The 24,817-nt window shown below is 43.9% G+C and carries 27 protein-coding genes; 24 read left to right on the top strand and 3 right to left on the bottom strand.

The window, feature by feature from the left end; all coding sequences use genetic code 11:
* The first annotated feature begins 92 nt into the window (after positions 1–92).
* The 20 genes from deoC (at position 93) to FD17_RS06810 (ending at position 16,806) form a co-directional block, all read left to right on the top strand.
* Complete coding sequence (gene deoC / locus FD17_RS06905; RefSeq protein WP_057824993.1) at positions 93–758, top strand: deoxyribose-phosphate aldolase; 666 nt, start codon at positions 93–95, stop codon at positions 756–758.
* A gap of 28 nt (positions 759–786) precedes the next feature.
* A complete protein-coding gene (locus FD17_RS06900) occupies positions 787–1,983 on the top strand; it encodes a phosphopentomutase (protein ID WP_057824991.1) in 1,197 nt (398 codons plus the stop codon).
* A 14-nt stretch (positions 1,984–1,997) separates the two neighbouring features.
* Positions 1,998–2,711, top strand: coding sequence for a purine-nucleoside phosphorylase (gene deoD, locus FD17_RS06895; RefSeq protein ID WP_057824989.1), 714 nt, complete (start codon positions 1,998–2,000; stop codon positions 2,709–2,711).
* A 21-nt stretch (positions 2,712–2,732) separates the two neighbouring features.
* Positions 2,733–3,680 carry a sugar-binding transcriptional regulator gene (locus FD17_RS06890; protein ID WP_057824988.1) on the top strand — a complete coding sequence of 316 codons (948 nt, stop codon included), beginning with the start codon at positions 2,733–2,735 and terminating at the stop codon, positions 3,678–3,680.
* Between the two features lie 105 nt (positions 3,681–3,785).
* Complete coding sequence (locus FD17_RS06885; protein ID WP_057824986.1) at positions 3,786–5,087, top strand: pyrimidine-nucleoside phosphorylase; 1,302 nt, start codon at positions 3,786–3,788, stop codon at positions 5,085–5,087.
* A gap of 326 nt (positions 5,088–5,413) precedes the next feature.
* A complete protein-coding gene (gene fabZ, locus FD17_RS06880; RefSeq protein ID WP_020281148.1) occupies positions 5,414–5,860 on the top strand; it encodes a 3-hydroxyacyl-ACP dehydratase FabZ in 447 nt (148 codons plus the stop codon).
* A gap of 22 nt (positions 5,861–5,882) precedes the next feature.
* Positions 5,883–6,350 carry a MarR family winged helix-turn-helix transcriptional regulator gene (locus tag FD17_RS06875; RefSeq protein ID WP_057824984.1) on the top strand — a complete coding sequence of 156 codons (468 nt, stop codon included), beginning with the start codon at positions 5,883–5,885 and terminating at the stop codon, positions 6,348–6,350.
* The gene (locus FD17_RS06870; protein WP_057824982.1) at positions 6,347–7,327 is read left to right on the top strand and encodes a beta-ketoacyl-ACP synthase III; all 981 of its coding nucleotides are present in this window, start codon (positions 6,347–6,349) and stop codon (positions 7,325–7,327) included. The genes FD17_RS06875 and FD17_RS06870 overlap by 4 nt, the downstream gene beginning before the upstream one ends.
* Before the next feature lie 36 nt (positions 7,328–7,363).
* Complete coding sequence (locus tag FD17_RS06865; RefSeq protein WP_057824980.1) at positions 7,364–7,603, top strand: acyl carrier protein; 240 nt, start codon at positions 7,364–7,366, stop codon at positions 7,601–7,603.
* A gap of 14 nt (positions 7,604–7,617) precedes the next feature.
* A complete protein-coding gene (locus FD17_RS06860; protein WP_057824977.1) occupies positions 7,618–8,535 on the top strand; it encodes an ACP S-malonyltransferase in 918 nt (305 codons plus the stop codon).
* Positions 8,535–9,266, top strand: a complete 732-nt coding sequence (gene fabG, locus FD17_RS06855; RefSeq protein WP_057824975.1) for a 3-oxoacyl-[acyl-carrier-protein] reductase — start codon at positions 8,535–8,537, stop codon at positions 9,264–9,266. Before FD17_RS06860 ends, fabG begins: the two co-directional genes overlap by 1 nt.
* Positions 9,267–9,286: 20 nt before the next feature.
* The gene (gene fabF, locus FD17_RS06850; RefSeq protein ID WP_057824974.1) at positions 9,287–10,516 is read left to right on the top strand and encodes a beta-ketoacyl-ACP synthase II; all 1,230 of its coding nucleotides are present in this window, start codon (positions 9,287–9,289) and stop codon (positions 10,514–10,516) included.
* A gap of 3 nt (positions 10,517–10,519) precedes the next feature.
* Positions 10,520–10,990: an acetyl-CoA carboxylase biotin carboxyl carrier protein gene (accB, locus tag FD17_RS06845; RefSeq protein ID WP_057824972.1), complete on the top strand. Its 471-nt coding sequence runs from the start codon at positions 10,520–10,522 to the stop codon at positions 10,988–10,990.
* Positions 10,991–10,994: 4 nt separating this feature from the next.
* Positions 10,995–11,411: a 3-hydroxyacyl-ACP dehydratase FabZ family protein gene (locus FD17_RS06840; protein WP_057824970.1), complete on the top strand. Its 417-nt coding sequence runs from the start codon at positions 10,995–10,997 to the stop codon at positions 11,409–11,411.
* Positions 11,412–11,424: 13 nt separating this feature from the next.
* Entirely contained in the window at positions 11,425–12,804 is a 1,380-nt protein-coding gene (locus FD17_RS06835; RefSeq protein ID WP_057824969.1) for an acetyl-CoA carboxylase biotin carboxylase subunit, read from the top strand.
* Positions 12,785–13,630, top strand: a complete 846-nt coding sequence (locus FD17_RS06830; RefSeq protein WP_057824966.1) for an acetyl-CoA carboxylase carboxyltransferase subunit beta — start codon at positions 12,785–12,787, stop codon at positions 13,628–13,630. The genes FD17_RS06835 and FD17_RS06830 overlap by 20 nt, the downstream gene beginning before the upstream one ends.
* Entirely contained in the window at positions 13,620–14,390 is a 771-nt protein-coding gene (gene accA, locus FD17_RS06825; RefSeq protein ID WP_057824964.1) for a carboxyltransferase subunit alpha, read from the top strand. The genes FD17_RS06830 and accA overlap by 11 nt, the downstream gene beginning before the upstream one ends.
* Positions 14,391–14,417: 27 nt before the next feature.
* The gene (gene fabI / locus FD17_RS06820) at positions 14,418–15,176 is read left to right on the top strand and encodes an enoyl-ACP reductase FabI (RefSeq protein WP_057824962.1); all 759 of its coding nucleotides are present in this window, start codon (positions 14,418–14,420) and stop codon (positions 15,174–15,176) included.
* 27 nt (positions 15,177–15,203) lie between these two features.
* Complete coding sequence (locus FD17_RS06815) at positions 15,204–16,196, top strand: biotin--[acetyl-CoA-carboxylase] ligase (protein WP_057824960.1); 993 nt, start codon at positions 15,204–15,206, stop codon at positions 16,194–16,196.
* A 67-nt stretch (positions 16,197–16,263) separates the two neighbouring features.
* Positions 16,264–16,806, top strand: a complete 543-nt coding sequence (locus tag FD17_RS06810; RefSeq protein WP_057824958.1) for a biotin transporter BioY — start codon at positions 16,264–16,266, stop codon at positions 16,804–16,806.
* Positions 16,807–17,025: 219 nt separating this feature from the next.
* Here the strand turns inward: FD17_RS06810 and FD17_RS06805 are convergent, their stop codons facing one another.
* Both FD17_RS06805 and gntK read right to left on the bottom strand, forming a co-directional pair.
* On the bottom strand, positions 17,026–18,387 hold the full coding sequence (locus FD17_RS06805; protein WP_057824957.1) for a gluconate:H+ symporter: 1,362 nt from the start codon (positions 18,385–18,387) through the stop codon (positions 17,026–17,028).
* Positions 18,388–18,423: 36 nt separating this feature from the next.
* Positions 18,424–19,986 (bottom strand): gluconokinase, encoded by a 1,563-nt coding sequence (gene gntK / locus FD17_RS06800; protein ID WP_057824955.1) that lies wholly within the window; start codon positions 19,984–19,986, stop codon positions 18,424–18,426.
* A gap of 298 nt (positions 19,987–20,284) precedes the next feature.
* On the opposite strand from gntK, the gene FD17_RS06795 reads away from it, so the two are divergent.
* A complete protein-coding gene (locus FD17_RS06795) occupies positions 20,285–21,130 on the top strand; it encodes a MurR/RpiR family transcriptional regulator (protein ID WP_057824952.1) in 846 nt (281 codons plus the stop codon).
* A 35-nt stretch (positions 21,131–21,165) separates the two neighbouring features.
* Positions 21,166–21,924 carry a GH25 family lysozyme gene (locus FD17_RS06790; protein ID WP_057824951.1) on the top strand — a complete coding sequence of 253 codons (759 nt, stop codon included), beginning with the start codon at positions 21,166–21,168 and terminating at the stop codon, positions 21,922–21,924.
* A 69-nt stretch (positions 21,925–21,993) separates the two neighbouring features.
* On the opposite strand, the gene FD17_RS06785 is transcribed toward FD17_RS06790, so the two are convergent.
* Positions 21,994–22,362, bottom strand: a complete 369-nt coding sequence (locus FD17_RS06785) for a DUF4828 domain-containing protein (RefSeq protein WP_057824949.1) — start codon at positions 22,360–22,362, stop codon at positions 21,994–21,996.
* 126 nt (positions 22,363–22,488) lie between these two features.
* Between FD17_RS06785 and FD17_RS06780 the strand changes: the two genes are divergently transcribed.
* A complete protein-coding gene (locus FD17_RS06780) occupies positions 22,489–23,490 on the top strand; it encodes a Gfo/Idh/MocA family protein (RefSeq protein ID WP_057824947.1) in 1,002 nt (333 codons plus the stop codon).
* 24 nt (positions 23,491–23,514) lie between these two features.
* On the top strand, positions 23,515–24,807 hold the full coding sequence (locus tag FD17_RS06775; RefSeq protein WP_057824945.1) for a DEAD/DEAH box helicase: 1,293 nt from the start codon (positions 23,515–23,517) through the stop codon (positions 24,805–24,807).
* The last annotated feature ends 10 nt before the right edge of the window (positions 24,808–24,817 follow it).

Here is a 24,817-nt window from a genome sequence, read left to right as displayed (position 1 = left end):
CTTTATTGAACAAAATTTCAATAAAGTTCTTTACATATGTTCTAAATTCCGGTAAACTATCACTATAAAGAAATGAAAGGGGTTACATTACTATGACAAAAGAAATGACGACATCTCAATTAGCTAAATATTTGGACCACACAAACCTGAAACCAGACGCAACTGAGGCCAGCATCCGTGAAACCTGTGAAGAAGCGATCAAGTATAATACCGCTTCAGTTTGTATCAACTCATATTGGATTCCATTGGCTGCTGAACTTCTTAAAGATACCACCGTTAAACCAATTACTGTTGTTGGCTTCCCATTAGGGGCAACCAACACTGAAACCAAAGTTTATGAAGCAATTACAGCGATTGATGACGGTGCGGAAGAAATTGATATGGTTCTTAACGTTGGCGAACTCATTGGCGGTAACCTCGCATACGTAACCGCTGATATTCAGGCAGTTGCTGAAGCTGTTCACGCTAAGAATAAGATGCTGAAAGTTATTTTTGAAACGTCATTATTGAACGATGAACAAATCGTTGATGCATGTCACGCTTCTGAAAATGCTGGTGCCGATTACGTTAAGACCTCAACTGGATTCAGCACAGAAGGGGCAACCCTTCATAACGTTGAGTTGATGAGAAAGACCGTTGGCAGCAAGCTTGGAGTTAAGGCATCCGGCGGTATTCATTCACGTGAAGAAGCAGTGGCGATGATTGAAGCCGGAGCCAGCCGACTGGGCGTCAGTGCAACAGTTAAAATTTTATCTTAAGTGACCTATTTTTAGGGGAGGCATTTAAATGACAGTTGAAAAGTATAAACGCATCTTTGGTATTGTAATGGACTCGGTCGGTACGGGGGAAGCACCGGACGCAGCCAAATTTGATGATGTGGGTTCCGATACACTGGGACATGTTGGTGAAGCATACAAAGGGAAATTAAATATCCCCAATCTACAAAAATTAGGGATTTCCAACCTACATGAGACACCTATCGAAGGTGTTGATAAAGTAGACTCACCTATTGGTTACTACGGGAAAATGCAGGAGATGTCCGCTGGAAAAGACAGTATGGACGGCCACTGGGAAATGATGGGGCTGCCGGTTCAAAAACCGTTGAACACATTTCCAAATGGGTTTCCTGAAGATATTCTCAGTAAACTGGAAAAATTCTCAGGTCGAAAAATAATTGGCAACCGGCCGGAATCCGGCACCAAGATTATTGCCGAACTCGGTGAACAGCAGATGAAGACTGGTGACCTGATCGTCTATACTTCGGGAGATTCGGTTATTCAAATTGCTGCCCACGAAGATGTGATTCCTTTAAAGGAACTTTATAAGATTTGTGAATATGCAAGAACCCTGGTGAATGGACCTGAATATACGGTTGGTCGGATTATTGCCCGTCCATATGTTGGACCCGACAAGGATCATTTCACCCGAACTGCAAACCGGCATGATTTCACTCTGGAACCCACAGGAACGACTGATTTGGACTTCCTACAAAAAGCCGGTGTCCATACGGTTGGAATCGGCAAAATCAACGATATTTTTTCCGGTCATGGGATTGATGAAGGCTACCATAACGAAAGCAACATGGATGGGATGGATCACGTGGATCACGTGATGGCAGAAGACTTTACCGGTTTTTGCTTCACCAACCTGGTTGATTTTGATGCCATGTATGGCCACCGTCGAAACCCAATCGGCTTTGGGGAAGCCTTGATGGACTTTGACAAACGTTTGGGGACGGTCCTCAAGAACCTTAAAAACGATGACTTACTGTTAATTACCGCGGATCATGGTAACGATCCTGGATTCAAAGGAACCGATCACACCAGAGAACTGGTACCGATCCTGGCATGTTCACCGTCAATGACTGAAAGCGGCAGCTTAGGTGTCCGCAAGACATTTGCCGATTTTGGCAAGACGGTTCTGGATAACTTTGATGTTAAAGGCAACGATATTGGAACCAGTTTTCTAGCTGATTTGAAATAAATGGAGGCAATCATATGAGTACACACATTGGCGCAAAGCCCGGCGAAATTGCCGACACTGTTTTAATGCCTGGTGACCCACTGCGGGCAAAATTTATTGCAGAAACTTATTTGGACAATCCAGTCCGATACAGTGAAGTCCGAAACATGTTTGGCTATACCGGAACCTATAAAGGCAAACGAATTTCGGTTCAAGGGTCAGGCATGGGGATTCCATCTCTTGCGATTTATACCACTGAGCTCATCAAAGAATATGGGGTTAAGACCATCTATCGGGTTGGTTCATGTGGTGGGATGAGTCCCGATGTTAAAATCCGTGATGTGATCCTTGGTCAATCTGGAACGACTGACTCATCGATTATCCAAAATACCTTTGGCCCTGGCATCTACTATTCGCCAATCGCCGACTTTGGTCTGCTTGATTCGGCTTACCATACTGCTCAGGAAATGGGCATTAGTACCAAAGTTGGGAATATCTTCGCCGCCGACCGGTTCTATAACGATGAATTGGATATCCATAAATTGATCGATTACGGTGTTTTGGCAACTGAAATGGAAACTTCAGGACTTTATCTACTTGCTGCCAAGCATCACATTCGGGCACTGACTATTTTGACTGTGAGTGATCATTTGTTAACCGGCGAGGCCCTGTCAGCAAAGGAACGGGAAACTTCGTTTGATGAGATGGCAAGGTTGTCATTGGAAACGGCAATCAAAAACATGAAATAAGACAATCATTGGAGCGATCACATGGATGAAATCAAGGACATCACAAAGCTCAAGCAAAGTTTACGGGTGGCCGAACTATATTTCCAAGATAATTTAAGTCAGATTGAAATCGCTGAACGATTGGGCGTTTCCCGACCAACGGTTTCCCGGCTGATTCAATTTGCCAAAGATAATGGGTTGGTGAAGATCCAGATTGTCAATCCACTGGTTGATTCACAGGTGTTGTCGCAACAGCTGGCCGACAAATATGGTGTCGAATTTCACGTGGTTCCAAATAACTATGGTGGTGCGACGACCATTCAAAATGGGGTTGGGCGGTATACCGCGGACTTTCTGGCCGCAACCGTCCAGGCTGGCGATATCATTGGAATTGGCTGGGGGTCAACGATTCATTCGGTAACGAGACAATTGGAAGAACAGGATGTGTCCGGCGTTCAGGTTGTCCAGCTTAAAGGAAGTATGAGCCATTCCCAGGAAAAGACCTGGGCGTATGAAAGTGTCAATGAACTGGCGCAGGCGTACCACACTCATCCGGAATATTTACCGTTACCAGTGATTTTTGATAACAAAGTCACCAAAGATATGGTGGAAAGTGACCGGCATATTAAGCATATTTTGGACCTCGGCCGCCAAGCCAACGTAGCGTTGTTCACCGTTGGAACGGTTCGATCGGAGGCGTTGATCTTCCAACTTGGCTATTTCAATGACCAGGAAAAAGAGGAGATTCAGCAATTGGCGATCGGTGACATCTTTTCAAGGTTTGTGGATGCGCAAGGTAAGATTGTTTCCAAGGAAATTGACGATCGAACCATCGGCATTCAATTAGATGAACTGAAGTCAAAAAAGCATGCCATTTTGGTAGCCACCGGCAATCGGAAAGCGGCTGCAGTGCATGCTGCGTTGACCGCCCACTACACGAATTGTGCAGTCTTGGACCAGAGTTTGGCTCAACTGTTACTGGACTATTAGCAAGAAGCCCAATCCCAAAGCGTTTAGTTTGAAGACGGATTGGGCTTTTCTAAAAGAATTATGTAAAAGTTTTTATGTCACTGATATTCGAAGGGGGATTATAAAATGAGAATGGTAGATGTGATTCATGCAAAACGGGCCGGCAATCAGCTGACCGATGAGCAAATTCAATTTTTTGTCGATGGAGTGGTTTCCGGTGAGATTCCCGACTACCAAATCAGTGCATTACTGATGGCCATCTTTTTCCAGGGCATGACCAGCGAGGAACAATCCAAACTTACGATGACGATGATGAAATCGGGCGATCATTTGGATTTAAGCGACATCCCTGGTGTCAAAGTTGATAAACATTCAACTGGTGGTGTTGGTGATAAGACCAGTATTCCTTTAGCAGCCGTTGTTGCAGCACTGGGAATTCCAGTGCCGATGATTTCAGGCAGGGGTCTGGGTCATACCGGCGGCACTTTAGATAAACTTGAAGCAATTCCCGGCTATAAAGTTGAGATCAGCGAACAGGACTTTATTGAACAGGTCAAGAAAGATAAGTTGGCGATTATTGGGGCGACTGGGAATATTGCGCCAGCCGACAAAAAAATATACGCACTCAGGGATGTCACTGATACGGTTGATTCCATTCCGTTGATTGCCAGTTCCATCATGAGCAAAAAAATTGCTTCCGGAGCAGATGCCTTGGTGATTGACGTCAAGACCGGTGCGGGTGCCTTCATGAAGACCCTTGATGATTCACGGGCGTTGGCTAAAGCATTGGTTGGTATCGGCAAAGGTGTCGGCATGCAGTGTATGGCACTTATTACCGACATGAATCAGCCGCTTGGGGATGCAATTGGCAACTCACTTGAAATTCAAGAGTCAATCGACCTCCTCAAGGGCAATGGTCCGGCCGACCTGGAAAAGCTGATTGTGGATATCGGCGGTTATATGGCAGTTATGGGTGGCAAGGCCAAGACGACCGAAGAAGGCCAAAAGTTATGTGAGGACGTTATCCACAACGGTCAGGCACTGGAACGATTCAGAGCCATGATTGCCGATCAGGGCGGTGACTCAGATGTTGTCGACGACCCGGAAAAGATTCTACCGCAAGCCAAATACAAGATTGATCTGCCCGCCAAATCCACTGGTGTGGTCTCCAAAATTGTGGCCGATGAAGTCGGGGTTGCCAGCATGTTGTTAGGTGGCGGCCGACAGAAGGCTGATGATAAGCTGGATTACTCAGTCGGAATCATGCTCCATAAAAAAATTGGTGATCCGGTCAACTCGGGTGATTCATTGTTGACCATTTACAGCAACCGTGAGAATGTCGATGACATTAAAGAACTTCTGTATAACAACATTGAGATATCTGATCACGCTGAAAAGCCAACGTTGATCTATGAAACTGTTGAATAAGTTTACACAAGAATGAGCTGACACAAAACTTTTTGTTTTGATGGCAGCTCTTTTATATTTATTGATCTAAGCGTTCTCTATCGGTTATGGCATGTTTAGTATCCAAGCACCTTGACTCACACCCTGATACCTAGTAGACTTCACCTAAGCAACACGTGGTATCGAAATTTAGTTTGATATTCAAACTAAATTGGGTTATTATGTTGGGTGTTCCGAAAAGAACTCGGTAATTTGAAATTTTGAGAGATATTTTTTCGACATTTAGTTTGATAGTCGAACTATTTTTCAATCCAGATTGCCACCCTGTAAGTGAAAGGAAGAAATCAATGAGTGTATTAGATGCATCTGAAATTATGGATCTGATTCCCAACCGTTATCCGATTTTATTTATGGATAAAGTTGACGAATTAAATCCTGGCGAGTCAATTGTTGTAACCAAGAACGTCACCATCAACGAAGAATTTTTCCAAGGCCATTTCCCTGGAAATCCAGTGATGCCCGGCGTTTTGATTATTGAATCATTGGCTCAGGCAGCTTCAATCTTGATTTTGAAAACTGAAAAGTACAAGGGAAAGACAGCCTACCTTGGTGCCATTGATGACGCCAAGTTTAGAAAAGTTGTTCGACCTGGTGACGTGTTGAAACTTCACGTCACAATGGAAAAGCAGCGTGAAAACATGGGTAAGGTTAAATGTGAGGCCAAAGTTGACGACAAGGTTGCTTGCTCAGCCGAGTTAACATTTATCGTTCCCGATCCAAAGAAGAAAATTTAATTACCAATCTAGGAGAGCTGAAATGAATTCCCAAAATGATGAAATTAAAAAAGACTATGACTTTATCAACGAGTCGCTGATCAACGTATATGACAGTATCATGCGAATTGAAGAAAGTGAGATTCGAAAAAGTCGTTTTAAGGACATCACTGCGAAGGAAGTTCACTTGGTTCATACGATTGGCTTACATGATCGAAAGACCACTTCACAAGTTGCCCATATTCTCAAATTGAGCAAGGGAACTCTCACCGCCAACTTGAACAATCTTGAACGCAAAGGCTACGTCATGCGAATCCCTAACGTGGAAGACCATCGGATTATCAATCTGGGGCTGACAAGCAAGGGACGACTTTTATACCGGGCCCATGATGCGTTTCACAAATTGTTGGTTCAGCGGTTCCTCAAAGGTTTTGGCGACAGCGAGATTCATTTGATCAAGCAGGCAATGGTCAACTTGGAAGAATTTATTGACGAGGTATCGGCAAAATGAAGTATGAAGATTTTAAAATAATCAGTTCTGCCAGTGCGATACCCAAACGGGTGGTTGATAACGATGAACTCTCGACGATGATGGATACCTCAGACCAGTGGATTACGCAGCGAACCGGGATTAAGCGGCGACATGTTGCAGTTAATGAAACGACTAGTTCGCTTGCGACTCAGGCAGCTGAGAAGCTCCTTGATCAAAGTGATCTGGACGCTGCAGACATTGACCTGATTATTGTTGCGACCATGTCACCTGACTATTTGACCCCTTCTGTGGGTGCGATGGTTCAGGGAAATATTGGTGCGGATCATGCGATTGCATTTGATGTTGATGCAGCTTGTTCAGGTTTCGTTTATGCTTTGAAGGTTGCCGGACAAATGATGATGGCCGATCACGAGATGCATGCCATCGTCATTGGCGCCGAAACATTGAGTAAGCTGATTGACTGGCATGATCGTTCAACCGCCGTCTTGTTTGGCGATGGGGCAGCTGGCGTTTTAATTTCTAATACCGCTAACCAGGGTTCGTTCATTTCTGAAGATTTAACAACCCTGGGAAAGCTTGGGAAATATTTAACCGCCGGGCAAGTTGGGGTTAAGTCACCATTTGCAGCCGATGACACTCAGTATTCGCCATTCTTTAAAATGAATGGCCATCGGGTTTATGGATTCGCGGTTAAGAATGTTCCCGAATCGATTAACCGTGCGCTTGCAAAAGCCGGTATGACGGTTAATGATATTGACCATTTCGTCTTACATCAGGCTAATGAGCGAATTATTGAAAGAATTGCCGAGACTTTAAATGCACCAATGGCAAAGTTTCCCGTCAACATTAATGAATATGGGAATACGTCCGCGGCAAGCGAACCAATTTTATTGGCGGAACTTGTGGACAAACAAATCATTAAAAGGGGGGATGTCGTTGCCCTATCCGGATTTGGTGGCGGATTAACTGTTGGAACAATGATTATTAAGTACTAAAAAAACTTGGAAACATAAAATTTGGAGGAAATTAAAATGACTAAAGAAGAAGTATTCAACAAGGTAAAAGAAATTATCGTGGACCAATTAGACGTCGATGCAGACAAGGTTAAAGAAAACACTAACTTCAAGAACGATCTAGATTTGGACAGCTTGGACATTTTTGAAGTTGTCGACAAGATTGAAGATACTTACGATATTGAAATTGATACTGACGAAGGTATGGAAACAGTTGGCGAATTAGTTGACTACGTATTGAAACAACAAAGCAAGTAAAGTGGGGTGAGAGATTGGAACTAGGATATTTATTTAGCGGTCAGGGCAAACAGTTTGCCGGCATGGGGCATGACCTCTACCAGCAAGAGCCCATTTACCGTCAAACAATTGAAGAAGCTTCTGAAATACTTGGACAGGACATGAGTGATCCGAAGATCTTTGATGATCCGGTAAATACTCAAGTTTCAATTGTCACCCTGAGTACAGGAATTTATCGGATTCTTGAACATGATTTGGGTAAGCCGGTTGGTGCAACCGGGTTGAGCTTGGGAGAGTATAGCGGCTTGATCGCTGCCAAAGCCTTGAGCTTTGAAGACGGTCTGCCTCTGGTTCGAGACCGGAATCATTATATGGATCAAGCCGGCCAGCATCATCCAGGCAAAATGGCAGCGGTTCTCAAAGCAACTAAAAACGTTGTTGATGAAGCCTGTAAAGTCGGTTCCGAAAAGGGACCTGTCTATGCGGCCAACTACAACACGGATACACAAACTGTCATCGGCGGATCTGAAGCCGGATTGAAGGCCGCCACTGAATATCTGCATGAACACGGAATTAAGCGGGTTGTACCGTTGAAAATGACGGTTGCTTCCCATACACCATTTATGCAGGAAGCCAGTGATCAGCTGGAGAAACGGTTGGCAGACGTCGATTTTCAAAAGACGGAATTTCCGGTTTTTAGTAACACGATTATCAAGCCGTTTACTCGTCTTAATGTGAAGAAAACATTGGTGGCTCAGCTGATCAATCCAACCCATTTCAATGAATGCTTAAAAGAATTACTGAATCTGAATGCCGATGTGTTAATTGAAATTGGACCAGGTGATACGTTGATGAAGTTTGCCAAAACAATCATCTGCAATGCTGATAAATATCACATCGACAGTGTTGAGACCTTGAATCAGGTTCGATCAAATAAAAAGTTGGTGAAATAATGACTGAAACAAATCAGATCGCTTTAGTTACCGGTGCTGCCAAAGGAATTGGCTTATCAATTGCCAAACGGCTCTCCGACGATGGGATGACGGTCGTCATTAACGCCCACCATGAATTAAGCGATGAGCAGACAAAGGATCTAGCTGATGCAGGTTATAACTTTGACGTTTTAGTTGGCGACGTTGCCAATGAAGATGATGCCGAGCGGATGATCAATGAAGTTGTTGAAAAGCACGGCCAAATTGACGTGTTGGTTAACAATGCAGGAATTACCAAAGATAAACTTTTGAGCCGTATGAAATTGGATGACTTCAAAGCGGTTTTGGATACAAATTTGGTTGGCGCATTCAACATGACTAAATTTGCAATGAAATTCATGCAAAAGTCTCGTAAAGGGGCAATTGTGAACATTTCGAGCATCTCTGGTCTGCACGGTAATCTCGGCCAGGCAAATTACTCATCGAGTAAAGCCGGGCTGGTTGGTTTAACCAAGACGGCTGCTCGTGAAGGCGCTTTGCGTGGCATTCGTTCCAATGCGGTTGCACCTGGGATGGTCAAGACTGACATGACTGAAAAAATGAGTGAGCGTCGTCAAAGCGAATTCACCGATCAAATTCCGTTGAAACGATTTGCGGAACCAGCTGAGATTGCTGATGCAGTTGCGTTCTTAGCTGGCAACCAATACATCACCGGTCAAGTGATCACGGTTGACGGCGGATTAACAATTTAGTTTGTTAAAGGAGTAATTAAATGAGCAGAGTAGTTGTTACAGGAATGGGTGCCGTTACGCCAATCGGTAACGATGTTGATAGTTTTTTAACAAACTTATTTGCATCCAAGGTTGGAATTGCCCCAATTACAAAATTTGATTCAGAGCCCACTGGCATTACCGTTGCCGGTGAAGTAAAAGATTTTGATCCCTTAAAACGGGTTGATAAAAAGTTTGCCAAACGAAACGATCTGTTTTGTACTTATGCTTTGTATAGTGCCAAAGAAGCCATGGAGAACGCCGGCTTAACAGATGGTGGTATTGATCCTGAAGAACTGGGTGTTATCTACGGATCTGGAATTGGTGGCTTAACGACTATCGAACAACAGGTTATCAAGATGCACGATAAAAGTCCAAAGCGGGTTTCACCATTATTTGTACCGGATTCGATCATTAACATGGCAGCTGGGAACATCTCAATTGCCTTTAATGCTAAAAATACCAGTCAGGCAATTGTAACCGCCTGTTCATCAGGAACCAATGCGATTGGGAATGCTTTTGAATACATTAAGCAGGGCAAGGCGCAAGTCATGATTGCCGGTGGTACCGAAGCCTCAGTCAACGAAATTGGAATTGCCGGATTCGCTGCTTTGACTGCCTTATCTAAAGCCACAGATCCTGAAAAAGCATCTATACCATTTGATAAAGACCGTAACGGCTTTGTCATGGGTGAAGGTTCAGCAACCCTGATTCTGGAAGACTACGATCATGCAAAGGCTCGTGGGGCTAAGATTCTTGCCGAAGTTGTTGGTTATGGAACAACCAGTGATGCTTATCATATGACTGCTCCAGACCCTGAAGGTAAAGGTGCCAAAAGGGCTATGCAGCAGGCTGTTAAAGAAGCTGGCATTGATGAATCCCAAGTCGATTACATCAACGCCCACGGTACCAGTACCCATGCCAACGACAGTGCCGAAGCCAAAGCTATCAGTGAAGTGTTTGCAAACAACGATCATGTTAAGGTCAGCAGCACCAAAGGGATGACTGGACATGCATTGGGAGCTGCAGGGGCCATTGAGGCTGTTGCAACAATCGGCGCAATTCAGCATAACCAGATGCCGGTCAACGTCGGTGTGGTCAACCAAGACGAAGAATGTAACGTTGAATTGGTTAACGACAGTAATAAAAAAGCTGAAGTCAACTATGCCATCAGTAACTCTTTTGGTTTTGGAGGCCATAACGCCGTAATTGCATTTAAAGGGTGTGATTAGGTAATGGATAAAAAAGAAATTGAACGGTTGTTAGAAAAATTTGACCAGTCATCATTGAAAAACTTTGAGCTGGCACAAGACGACTTTAAGCTCAAGTTCAGTAAGCGAGACGATGAGCACGTTGTTGTGGAGAATTCCGCAACACCCAGCTCGGTCAACACCGATGGTTCAGGGCATGGACAAACTATTTCAGGACAATCAGATGCTCAATCTGCCCAACCTGTCAGTCAAAATGTGGCTGAAATTAAAGCACCATTGGTCGGCGTTGTTTACTTCGCCCCAAGTCCTGATAAACCGGCTTACAAAAAGCAGGGTGATCACGTTGAAAAAGGCGATGTGGTTTGTGTCATCGAAGCCATGAAAATGATCAATGAAGTCAAGAGTGACGTAACTGGGACGATCTCCAACATTTTAGTTGAAGACGGCAGCATGGTTGAATATGATCAGCCAATTTTCCAAGTAACGAAGGAGTGATCAAATGAAACCAGATGTTCAAGATGTCATCCCTCAACGTTATCCATTTCAAATGATTGACAAGTTTGTTGATGTTCAACCAGGTGTGAGTGCCTCTGCAGTTAAACTGATCTCAATCAACGAGTGGTTTTTTGCCAATAAGAAAGCCGGTAATCTGGTTGTTCCACGGCCAATTATGATTGAATCAATGGCTCAGACCGGCGTTGCTGCTATTCTTTCAATGCCGGAATATAAAGGCAAAAATGCTTTTTTCGGCGGAATTAAGAATGCCAATTTTCAAGATGACTTCAGACCAGGTGACAAATTGATATTTACTGTTCAATTGAAGAAGTTGAAACACAATATTGGCCTCGGCCATGGAATCATTACACGAGACGGTCAACAAATTTGTGAAGCAGATCTGATTTTTGCCGTCGAGTAATAGAGGTGAGCGAATGTTTAAAAAAGTATTAGTGGCTAATCGCGGTGAAATTGCCGTTCAAATTATTCGAGCCCTCCATGATATGGGAATTACTGCAGTGGCAGTATATTCAAGTGCCGATAAAGACAGTCTGTTTGTTCATTTGGCTGACGAAGCCATTTGTATTGGTGGACCTCAACCCAGTGAATCGTATTTGAATATGGCGCAGATTATCAGTGCTGCCAACCTGACTGGATGTGAAGCGATTCATCCAGGTTACGGATTCTTATCGGAGAACGCCGAGTTTGCCCAACTTTGCGAAACCTGCCACATCAAGTTTATTGGTCCGAGTCATCAATTAATTGAATTGATGGGTGATAAGGCCAATGCCCGAGAAGCAATGAAGAATGCCGGTGTACCAGTCATCCCCGGTAGTGATGGGGTTGTTAATACTGTTCCCCAAGCTGAAGCGGTGGCTGAAAAAATTGGTTTTCCGGTGTTACTGAAATCCGCTGCCGGTGGTGGTGGTAAAGGAATTCGTGAAGTTGATCGTCCCGAAGATCTTCGTTCAGCCTTTGAGCAAACCCAACAAGAAGCTCGAATATCGTACAATGATGGCGATATCTATGTCGAAAAGCTTATTCGCAAGGCAAAGCATGTTGAAATGCAGGTAATTGCGGATAATTTCGGTCATGTGGTCTATTTGCCTGAACGGGATTGTTCTCTTCAACGCAACCATCAAAAAGTCATTGAAGAGAGCCCATGCGTTCTGATTAGTCCAAAAGAACGAAAAGAACTGGGGAGAATTGTAGCCAATGCCACACTTAAGCTCGGTTATACCAATACTGGAACTTATGAGTTCCTGATGGATGATGATCATCACTTCTACTTCATGGAAATGAATACCAGACTTCAAGTGGAGCACACAATTACTGAAGAAGTGACCGGTATCGAATTGGTTAAAGGCCAATTAGTAGTGGCAGCCGGTGAGGAGCTGCCATTTACTCAAGCTGACGCAGCTGTTAAAGGTCATGCGTTGGAATGCCGTCTAAATGCCGAAGATCCTGCCAACAATTTTGCACCACAACCCGGCCAGATTAATCATTTATTTTTCCCGGCCGGATCACTTGGTGTTCGAATTGACTCAGGAGTCACAACGGGGAGCTTTATTTCACCATTTTACGATTCAATGATTGCTAAAGTCATCGTTCATCTAAACGATCGAGATACGGTGATATCTAAAATGCATCGGATTTTAAAGGAACTGGAGATTGAAGGGATCCGGACGAATCAGGATTTCTTGGATTATTTAATCAGTACTGATAAATTCCATGAAGGCATTTATTCGACCAGCTATATTCAAAATGAAGTGTTGAGCGATAAGGAGGGATTCCATGTTACGGAGTCGGTTTAATATGCCAAGTCATGAAGAACTGGTTAAGCGGATGGACGCCATTCCCGATCATATACTGCGGGAATGCCCGATTTGTCACTCAACCTTTTTTTCGTTGCGGGCCGGCACAAGTAAAACGTGTCCCAATTGCGGCTATGGTTTTCGGATTACTGCCAAACGCAGGGCAAAGATTACCTTTGATTCGTTTGAAGAAATTGATAAACAGATGACCGTGCCTGAACAATACAAGGATGAAAAGTATTTAGCTAAAGTTAAAAAGGCGAAGAAAGTCACTGGAATCAACGAAAGTGTCCTTACGGGCATTGGAACCCTTGATAAGCAGCAGGTCGGTGTCGGAATTATGGATCCATTCTTTGTCATGGGGAGTTTGGGAAGCGCTACTGGCGAAAAGATTACCAGGATGTTTGAAGAAGCAACCCGAAAGAAGCTGCCGGTCATTATGTTCACTGCTTCAGGCGGTGCCCGGATGCAGGAGGGAATTCATTCGCTCATGCAAATGGCAAAGGTGTCAGGCGCTGTTGAAGCCCATAGTCAGGCAGGGTTATTCTACGCAGTCGTTCTTTGTGATCCGACAACTGGTGGTGTGACCGCCAGCTTTGCGATGCAGGGGGATGTCATTTTGGCTGAGCCTCACGCGCTGGTTGGTTTTGCCGGCCGCCGGGTGATCGAACAGACCATCATGCAGAAGCCGCCAAAGGACTTTCAAAGTGCCGAAACTGTTATGGAACATGGGTTCATTGACGCAATCGTTCCCCGAAAAGAAATGAAGCAGACGTTGAAACAGTTAATTTCTCTTCATACAAAGGAGCAGGGTTATGGCAGATAAAACAGCATACGAGCGCGTTAAGGCTGCTCGACGGCCGGATAAGATTACCACTGCCGAACTGGTTCACGGGTTGACCACCAGTTTTTTTGAACAGCATGGTGACCGACTGGAAGCTGACGACCCGGCAATTATTGGTGGAATTGGTTTGTTGAACGATAAACCAATTACCGTTGTCGGCATTCAAAAGGGTGCTGATACCGACGAAAACATTGCCAGACATTTTGGCAGTCCCACTCCGGAAGGTTATCGAAAGGCGCTGCGGATCATGAAGCAGGCTGAAAAATTTCACCGGCCAATTTTAGCCTTGGTGAATACACCAGGAGCTTGGCCGGATGTTGATTCTGAATATCATGGTCAAGGTTCGGCCGTGGCCCAGAACATTATCCAAGGGATGCAGTTGAAGGTTCCCTACATCACGATTATTGTTGGTGAAGGTGGTAGTGGTGGGGCACTTGCCCTGTCTTGTGGTGATCGGGTCTTCATGTTTGAAGACAGCATTTATTCCGTTCTGTCACCAGAGGGATATGCCAGCATCATGTGGAAAGATTCCTCGAAGGTTAAGGAAGCGGCTGAAGAACTCAAATTAACGCCTGAAGCATTATTAGAAGATGGCATTATTGATAAAATTATTCATGAGTATGAGCCAGGTGATGATTTGAGTAATTTACGCAGCTTTCTTGATCAGGAATTTTCTGAATTGGCTGAACTGCCAATCGATGAACTGGTTGATCGAAGAAACCAACGTTACCGGAATTTCTAATTGAAGATAAAATTTGGAGGAACAAATATGAGCGGCTTTTTAGATGGAAAAACAATCGTTATCATGGGGGTTGCAAACAAACGCAGTATCGCCTGGGGCTGTACCCAAGCAATCTTGAATCAGGGTGCCAAAGTCGTTTTGACCTATCAAAATGACCGGATTAAAAAGAGTCTGGAACGATTTGTTCCCGATGACGCAGATTTATTGGAATGTGATGTTTCTGACGATGAAAATGTCAAAGCAGCATTTGAACAGATCGGCAGCAAATACGGCAAAATTGACGGTGTTATTCATGCCATCGCATACGCTGACAAGGATACGTTAACTTCCGGTTTGGTAAATACAACTAAAGTCGGCTATGATTTGGCTCAAAATATCAGTGCTTATTCATTGATTTCGGTTGCCCGTTATGCCGAGCCGGTATTGAACAACCCAGGCAGCATTTTGACATTGACTTACTTCGGATCAACCCGGGCAATTCCTAATTACAACATGATGGGCGTTGCCAAAGCAGCGTTGGAAGCAAATGTCCGCTATCTGGCATCTGACTTGGGTGCTAACGGTGTCCGCGTTAATGCAATTTCAGCCGGTGCCGTTAAGACCCTTGCCGTTACTGGAATCAAGCACCATAGTGAATTATTGAAAGAATCAGAATCCCGAACAGTGGACCAAAAGAGTGTCACAACAGCAGAAATTGGAAATGTTGCAGCGTTCTTAATGAGTGATCTCTCAACTGGTATGACTGGCGACGTGGTTTACGTCGATAAGGGTGTCCATTTGATTTAATGAGTTGGTTAGCGAGAGGAATAGATAATGGTAAATCACCAGACACAAATTTTAGGTGCACTGTTGAACGCGGGCGGCCGTTATGTCTCAGGTAACGCGCTTGCCAAAAAATTGAATATTAGCCGACCGGCTGTGTATAACAACATTCAAAAGCTGGAACAGTGTGGCCATTTGATTGCGACAAAGAAGGGATTGGGTTACTGTTACCAAAAATCCCAATTCTTTGACACTGCTGTGATTGACCATTATCGAACCACAACCATGCCGGTTGCAATTCATACGTTCAGAAGTATTTCCTCGACCAATGATTACGCAAAACAGTTCAGCAGCAGTCAGGATTTCGAAGAACCGCAAGTTTTTGTTGCGGACACCCAGACTAAAGGCCATGGCCGCTTGGGAAGACACTTTTATTCACCGATTGATGGTGGAATTTATTTAAGTATTCTCATCCCGCTGCAGAACCGCCAAACAATTCACTCAGGCTTGATAACCACAGGGACAGCAGTTTGTGTCGTCCGATCCCTGAAGCGGTTTTTCCCTAACGAAGATTTCCGAGTCAAATGGGTAAATGATATATTGGTCCACGACAAGAAATGCGGCGGTATCTTAACCGAAACTATTTCAAGTCTCGAAGACGGATTACATGAGAATGTGATTGTTGGGATTGGCTTAAATATTAATTCGGCTAATTTTCCTTCAGCAATCGCGCACAAGGCAGGGGCAATCGTGAACAATACATCAATTGATAAAAATCGCATTGCCGCCAGTATTATTGATCATTTCTTCTATATGTATCAGACCTATGCTAGTGGCAACTTTCTTCAGGAATATGCCAAATTATCGGAAACTCTGGGCAAAAAGGTTCAAGTTGTGATGGGTAATCAAACCATTACCGGCTTTGCGGATCATTTCACGGGCGATGGGGCATTGGTCATCAAAGAAGATTCTGGTCAGATGGTGACTGTTTCAAGTGGTGAGGTCACAAAAGTTTATTTACCAGGGAATTCCTACCTGGGATAATTTTATATACTCAAACGGTTAACCGAGGCGATGAACGGCGTTAACCGTTTTTTGAAAGGCGAACACGATGAAAATTAAAGAATTGGTTCAAACGTCATTAATTGTGGCGGCCATTATCGTTTTAGGCATGATTCCGCCAATTCCACTGGGGATCATTCCGGTTCCAATTGTGATGCAGAATCTGGGGATCATGTTGGCGGGAATTGTTCTTGGCTCTAAAAACGGCACAATAGCAGTCGGAATATTTCTCCTCTTGGCTTTTCTGGGATTTCCAGTCCTGAGTGGCGGCCAAGCTGGTCCAGCTGTCTTTGTCGGGCCCACAGCAGGATATCTGTTAGGTTGGCTACTAACTCCTTCAATGATGGGCTATAGTCTGTCACGGCCATTTATGAGCCGTTCATGGGGTCAACTGACAGGCATCTGGGTCACCGGCGTTTTGATCGTTAACATTATCGGTGCAGTCTGGCTTTGGATTGTGACACCAATTTCTTTGATTGGGGCACTTGGTTCTGGTCTGGTATTTTTGCCGGGTGATACGATTAAAGCAGTTGCAGTGTACCTGGTCGCTGTCAGGATGAAGATGTTGAGTGGGGCATTTTCGCGAAATTAGGTTTATGTATGGAAAGAGGCTCAAGCAAACCGGGATTGGTTTGTTTGAGCCTCTTGTTTTGTGTGGACTTGTGTAGTTCTAATGCTACTTAGTTGAAACGTGTTTNACGAGCCAGATGCTAACTTCTAAGCCAACTTTGGTTCAAACCCAAGACCAGGGTTTCAACCAAAGTCGCCTTAGAAACCGCATCTACCGGCTCTCGTCACACTCTGCTCTGTTCTAATGGAACACCAAATTCAATCCCATTACCATTACAATACCAACCACGGAGATCACTGTTTCCAGCACCGTCCATGTTTGGAGTGTTTGCTTGATGGTTAAATCGAAATATTCTCTGAACATCCAGAAGCCGGCATCGTTTACGTGTGATGCGGCCAATGAACCTGCACCAATGGCGAGCACCATCAATGCCGGGTCAACTCCGGCTTGAGCCATCAATGGGGCAACAATTCCTGCGGCAGTCAATGACGCAACAGTTGCTGAACCTAACGCGACTCGAAGCACAACGGCAACCAACCAGCCCAAAATTAATGGAGAAATTGGTGAACCGATGAACAGTTGAGCAACGGCTTTACCAACACCACCATCGATCAGAACCTGCTTGAAGGCACCACCACCACCAATAACCAAGAGCAGCATGGCAATTGATTTAACGGCATTTTCAAGTGATTCCATGATTTGAGCAGTTGATCGTTTACGACCCCAGCCCATTGTATACATAGCGAAGAACAATGAAATCAACATTGCGATACTTGGTGATCCAATAAACTCAACGATTGAGTCAACCATTGAAGGATTCTTTGGCTCAACCCCACCATTGACAGTCATCTTATAAATTGTTGAGATTGCTAATAAGATAACTGGGAAGAGGGCAGTTAATACTGAGAGTCCAAACGATGGAGATTCTTCAGGAGTGAATTGCTTAACTTCACCGATTGATGAAAGGTTACCTTTACGTTCAAAGGCAGCCGGTGCGAATTTGCGTGCCATTCTTGAGAACAATGGTCCGGCAATATATGCAGCAATAATTGCGATTACGAAACCGAACAAGAGAACTTTACCATCGTTGGCACCCAATACTTGCGCAATGGCAACTGGTGCTGGATGGGGTGGCAGGAATCCGTGGGTAACTGACAAAGCAGCGGCCATGGGAATCCCCAAATAAAGAATTGGAACACCGGCTTCAACGGCGATTGCGAAGACGATTGGTACCAGTAAAACCATACCAACTTCGAAGAATAACGCGATTCCTAAAATAAATGAAGCAATCATAACGGCGATCTGGAGACGTTTCTTACCAAAACGTTTGATAAGGGTTTCGGCGATCATATACGCACCACCGGAATCAGAAACCAGCCGCCCTAACATGGCACCAAAGCCAAAGACCATGGACAACTCGCCAAGTTGGCTCCCAATACCATTTGAGACAGAATCAGCAATTGTGCCCAAAGGCATTTGGAGCATGACGGCGGTAACAACAGCAGTTAATACCAACGAAACGAAGGTATTAATTTTGAACTTGATAATCAGAACCAGTAAGAAGATGATTCCGATTAACAAAGCTAGAAGCTTTAGTATCATAGTTTTCCCCTTTCAAAATACGAAACTAACGAACAACTATTCAGATTTTTTAGTGCCCTCATCCTGGTTCTCATGACGGCGTTGATACTCGGCAATGTTTTTATATTCGGGCTGAAGTGAACGGCTCAAACGAATATAAATTGGAATCAATTCCCGGTAGGACTGGAAGTTCTTTGGATTTGGATGATGGACAACCGTGGTGCCAACAAAATTGGAAACGTCTGACAAGCTGTCAATCAGTCCCAAACTATACATCCCAAGGGTAGCAGCCCCAAGTGCGGTACTTTCAAAGCTTTCTGGAATGGCAACATCCTGCTCAAAAATATCAGTGAGCATTTGACGCCAAAGTGCTGAACGGGCAAAGCCACCATTAGCTTGAATGCTGGTTGGCCGGCCGACAACTTCTTCCAATGCCAATGCGACAGTGTAGAGGTTGTAAACAATTCCTTCCAACACGGCACGGATCATATCGGCACGGGTGTGAGTCCGGTTTAACCCGAAGAATGATCCCCGAGCATTTGCATCCCAGATTGGTGCTCGTTCACCACCCAGGAATGGGAAGAACAGCAGACCGTTTGAACCGGCAGGAACCTTGGCAGCAATTTCTGTCAGCAGATCGTATGGATCAATGTGCATTTGTTCAGCGGTGACCTTTTCGGGCGCACAAAGCTGATCACGAACCCAACGGAAGACAACACCACCGTTATTAACCGGTCCACCAATTACCCACATATTTTTGGCCAGGTAGTAACAGAACACCCGTGCCTTTGGATCGGTATGCGGCTTGTCGGTAACAACCCGGACAGCACCTGAGGTTCCAATTGTAACTGCGACAACGCCCGGTTGAATGGCATTGACGCCAAGGTTGGCAAGTGGGCCATCTGAGGCACCAATAATAAATGGGGTATTGATATCAATTCCCAGTACTTTGGCATATTCTTCGTGCATGCCCTTTAACTGGTAGGTGGTATCAACTAATTCAGGTAATTGATCACGGGTAACTCCAGCGATCTTTAATGCCTGTTCGTCCCAATCCATGTTATAGATGTTGAACATCCCGGTTGCGTTGGCGATTGAATAATCTTCTTTTAATACACCAAATAATTTGTAAAGAATGTATTCCTTGATACCGACGAACCAACGAGCTTTCTTAAACAGGTCCGGTTGGTCGTTGCGTAACCAGATTAATTTGGTGAGCGGAGTCATTGGATGAATTGGTGTTCCGGTATGTTTGTAAATTTCCATACCTTCTGGGCTGGCTTTAAGCTTATCAGCATAGTTGACAGCTCGGTTATCGCCCCAAGTAATTGCCCGGGTCAGTGGCTTGTGATCTTTGTCCAGCAGAATCAAGCTGTGCATTGCACATGAAAAGGCAATCCCTTTGAGTTCACCCGGTTGCATATCAGCTTTTCGTACCAATTCGGTAATTCCATCGGACATCGCAGAAAAGATTTCTTCTGGATCTTCCTCAGCCATATCAGGAGTGTCCTGATACAGCGGGTACCCATTGTTGGAATATCCGTGAACCTTTCCTTTAACATCGTAAAGCACGGTTTTAACACTGGTGGTTCCAATATCAACACCTAGCGTATAATCCATGTTAATAACTTCCCTTCTTTATTAGTTGAGCCGGCGGTCGAAACGCTTTCAAATGATGGCAAAAAATATAGCTGCATCGTTAAACCAATATCAGACGCTGAAGGATTGGCACGCTACCGCTTCTAAATAAAAATAGCATTATAACTATAAGAGTTCAAATATTTTGACCATTTGATTTTCCAATTTTGAAAACGCAACCACAATTATATGAAAAACAGTTTCACAATGCAAGCATTTTGTTGTAAAATATTTACATTGATGAAAATAAGACACTTACTATTCATGAAAGGTGATCATTATGAGCTCGCCAGTTCAAATTTTAAAACAGTCATTTGACGAATTAAGTCGCACAAACAAAAAAATCGCAAAATATGTGATGGAGAATCCACAAGCTGCTTCGGAGGCAAATATTGAGGACTTGGCTAAAATAACCGAAACTTCAACTGCTTCTGTATCACGCTTGGTTAAGACACTTGGTTATGGAAATTTCCGAGAGTTTACTCTGGCCCTTGCATATACCCAGTTGCGCCCACAGAATCTGCCAATTTTTAAAGACATTGACGCCAACGATTCGTTGGGCACCATTGCCGATAAAATTTTTAACAGCAGTCAGCGGGCAATTCAAGACACCCGTGCCGGGATTGACGAGGATGAATTTGCCAGAGCTGTACTTAGAATAATCCATTGCCGTCGCTTGGGGCTCTTTGGCCTTGGCGGCTCTTCGGTTGTGGCATTGGATGGATATCACAAATTTTTGCGGACATCGATTGAATGTTTCTATTACCCAGACTTTGACGTACAGCTGATGCAAGCTGTAAAATTGGGTGAGGATGATTGTGCAATCGTTGTTTCACATTCAGGAAAGAATCGTCAAACCCTGAAAGTTGCAGAAACACTCAAGAAGCGAAAGGTACCTGTGATTGGCATTACCAGCTATCCGGATTCGCCGCTTGCCGTTCATAGTGATATCACGTTTATTTCGTCAAGTGACGAATCAAATTATCGTTCTGAAGGGATGTATTCACTGATTGCCCAACTGGCGATTGTCGATACGCTGTTTATGATGGCAACTGTCCGCATGGGACCTGCAACTGAAGACACGATTCGCAACGTTCAAAATATTATTGAGAGTACCCGCAGTTAATCACTCATTTGCCGGGTAACTGAGATGACCTTTATATGAAGCGAAGAGATATTCAACCAATATATGCTGAAACTTACCAGCGCCGAAAGCGCACTCGAAGGGTAGGTCTCGGCATTTTTTTGTTGATATTGGTGATTATCTCGGGATTCTTCCTAATTCGTTGGCATGAAAATGAGCAGCTCAAGAAATATCCGATCCGCGGAGTTGCCATTGATCAAAGTAATGGATACATTGATTTTGAAAGTTTGAAGAACCGCGGAATCAGCTTTGTCTATCTAAAAGCGACTCAAGGGGCAGCCTTTACTGATGATAGTTTTGACAGTAACTTTCAACGGAGCCAGGGGTCTCAGCTGCCAATCGGTGTTTACCATTATTTCAGCTTTACAAGTTCACCGACTGAACAATTTAAAAATTTTGTCCGTCAAGTCAAATACAATACCGGAAGTCTGCCAATTTGTATTCAAATTCAATATTATGGCAGCTTCGATGAGTCAACGGTTCACTGGAAGAAAGCAAGAAGACAAGTGGTTTATCTTTCAAAACTGTTAAGGAGCTATTATAAGCGTCCCGTTGTGATTTCTGCTACTAAGCAGGTTATCTCGCGCTTAAAGCTGACAGCGGACTCCAAAACGCAATTCTGGCTGACCGATGGCAAAATTGGCCAACCGAATGCCGATGCCACGTTTATCCAAGCTGATGATAAAGCCGGCTTTAGATTGGATAAACAGCTGGTGTTCCTACCGATGTCGGTTTTTAACGGAAATCGAAGCGAGTGGCACAGGTACGTGGATTAGGCATGAATGGCAATATAGCAACAGATCATGCTTACCAAAACAAAAAGACCTAACCAGCGTCAGGTCTCATCAATCTGCATTTTCGCCACCATTTGCCGACTGCAGATCGTAGGTATAATTTTCGGATTCATCATAAAATTTGATTGGTCGAGCTTCATTTCCCCGAATTTCAAGCTTATAGCCGTATTTATCAACGTAAGACAGCTCGTAGCGGGTCAATAGCGAAACCTTGGCCGACATATCCTTGCCGTCAATCAATAATTTCAAGTCCGGACCGATCTCCAACTGGTGTTGGCGGTTTCTGTGATCCTTAAATTGCCAAGTGCCGACAAAAAACAGTGGATCTGCTGGATCAGGTTGATTTTTAGGCTTTTTCTTGGTATGGAAAAGACTGATTAAAAAAGACGCCATGAATATCAAAAAACTACGTTTGCGCAAAATATCATCCCCCTAAAGCATATTAGAAACTAAGTATACTTGATAAATATAACAGAGAGGGTCTGATTTCGTTTTCATTGGGTTAAAAGCTTGTTACAATTTAATTAAAGAAGGGTGGTTGTCAAATTGATTAAGTTAGGAATAATTGGAACCAACTGGATTACACAGCGGTTTATTGATGCCGTCAAGCTATCACAGAAGTATGAACTAACGACGGTTTACTCACGTCATGAGGAAACCGCAAGGCAATTTGCGGTTAAAAATGGTGCAAGTGAAACCTTTACGAATCTGGATTCATTCTTTTCAAAGGGCAAATTCGATACAGTCTATATTGCTTCGCCAAACAGCCTGCATTTTGAACAAGCAGAAATGGCGATTCAACATGGTAAAAATTTGATTGTGGAAAAGCCGGCTTTCAGCACCCAAAAGCAAATGGCCAAGATTCAGAAAATGTTGGCTGAGAATCCTCAAGTTCTGTATTTTGAAGCCGCAAGAAATATTCATACCGAAAATTTCCATGCAATTGAAAAGAAATTGGGCCAGCTCCAGGTTGTTCAAGGTGCCGAGTTTACTTATTCAAAGTATTCTTCTCGATATGATTTAGTACTCCAAGGCCAGGAGCCAAACGTTTTTTCACTTAAATATGCCGGGGGTGCGCTTCAGGATTTAGGTGTTTATACGGTATATGACGCTGTGGCACTGTTTGGGATGCCAGAAGAGACAGCTTATTTTCCTCAACTGATTCGAACCGGCGTTGATGGAAAAGGTACAGCAATTCTACGGTATCCAGAGTATAATGTAACTTTAAACTTTTCAAAAATCAGCAACTCGCACATGACCTCAGAAATATACGGTTTAAAGGATTTAATTGAGATTGACGATGCCGGTGAAATCAATGCCGTGATCTATATTGATGACGATAATAACAAGCAGGTAATTGGTAATACCATTGATGAAAATCCAATGCTGCCTGAAGTTGAGGACTTTGCCCGGGTCATCGACGATCCCAAGAATTCTCAAAATAAAAAGGACTACGATTATTGGCTGCAGCTGAGTGTTTACGTTAATAAGCTGATTTATAATTTGCGCCAAGCCGCCCATATTTCATTTGTGGGTGAAAAAAAGTGAACAACTAGAAAATGGAGACCCATTGTGATAGAAGAATTTAAAGAACATGCAACTAAATTAGGTTACAAGAAGCCGACAGCTATCCAAGAGGCTGTGTATCAGCCATTAAAGGACGGCAAAAGTGTTTTGGGATTAGCCCCGACCGGTTCTGGAAAAACGGTGGCCTTTGCTTTGCCGCTGCTGGAAAACATTCAACCTGACGATGGCTTATCGTTACTGGTCATTGAACCTTCTGCCGAACTGGCCATGCAGACTCAAAAAGTTTTATTGGAATGGGGGAAGCTGATCGGTTTATCTGTTCAGGGAATTATCGGTGGTGCCAACATCACCCGTCAAGTAGATAAATTAAAGGATCACCCCAATGTGATTGTTGGAACGACTGGTCGAATCATGAACCTGATCGATCTTGGCAAATTGAAATTGGATTCGCTTCAGTCAATTGTGATTGATGAAGCCGATAATTTATTGAGTGAGGACACCCTGGCTTCCATCAGGTCACTTGTTGACCTGGCTCCGGATAGTGTTTCATTGGGATTCTTTTCAGCGACTAAGAATGATCTTCTGGAGCACATTAATCGTTGGTTTATTCAAGACATTCAAACCTTTGATGTATCGGCAATTGATGATACCCGAGGGATTGTTAAGCACACATTGTTGGAAGTTTCCAACCGCAAAAAAGAACAGATGCTGTTGCGATTCCTTCATATGAAAGAATTCAAGGCACTGGTTTTCTTTGATCAATTGGATACTCTCCAAAAAGTTGCCGGCTTTCTTTCGCACCGGCATATAACCGAGGCTGAAAAGTTAACCAGTGAACAACGGCAGACTGCTCGGCAAAAGGCATTGCGTGATTTTAGGGATGGCAAGATCCGACTGCTGTTAACAACCGACGTCGCTGCAAGGGGGATGGATATCGACAAACTTCCCATTGTCGTTAATTTCGACCTGCCTTCTGATCCCAAAACCTATATTCACCGAGTTGGCCGAACCGGCCGAATGCATCAAGACGGCATGGTTGTTAACATGGGGGATGATCATGATCTTCGCGATTTGAAGAAACTGGTTAAACCCTATGGATATGAGTTGAAGAACATTTATTTTGACGGCAATCAGTTGTCGGATACGCGGCCGAAAACACCAATTACTTTGGACGAGGAAGATAAGAAATTTGATGCCAAATCGTCTAACCATGCAGAAAAAAAGCATGAGGGTAAAAAGCCGTCTTTTAATAAACCAACAAAGCCCAAGCCAAAGGGCAAAAAGAAGCATAAGCATTCGAAGCGAAAAGGGATGCACCACAAGCGAACGGAAGGATAATTTCTCTTTA

The sequence above is a fragment of the Lentilactobacillus sunkii DSM 19904 genome, assembly GCF_001435575.1.
Taxonomy (GTDB): Bacteria; Bacillota; Bacilli; order Lactobacillales; family Lactobacillaceae; genus Lentilactobacillus; species Lentilactobacillus sunkii.
This window is presented reverse-complemented; position numbering and strand designations above follow the sequence as displayed.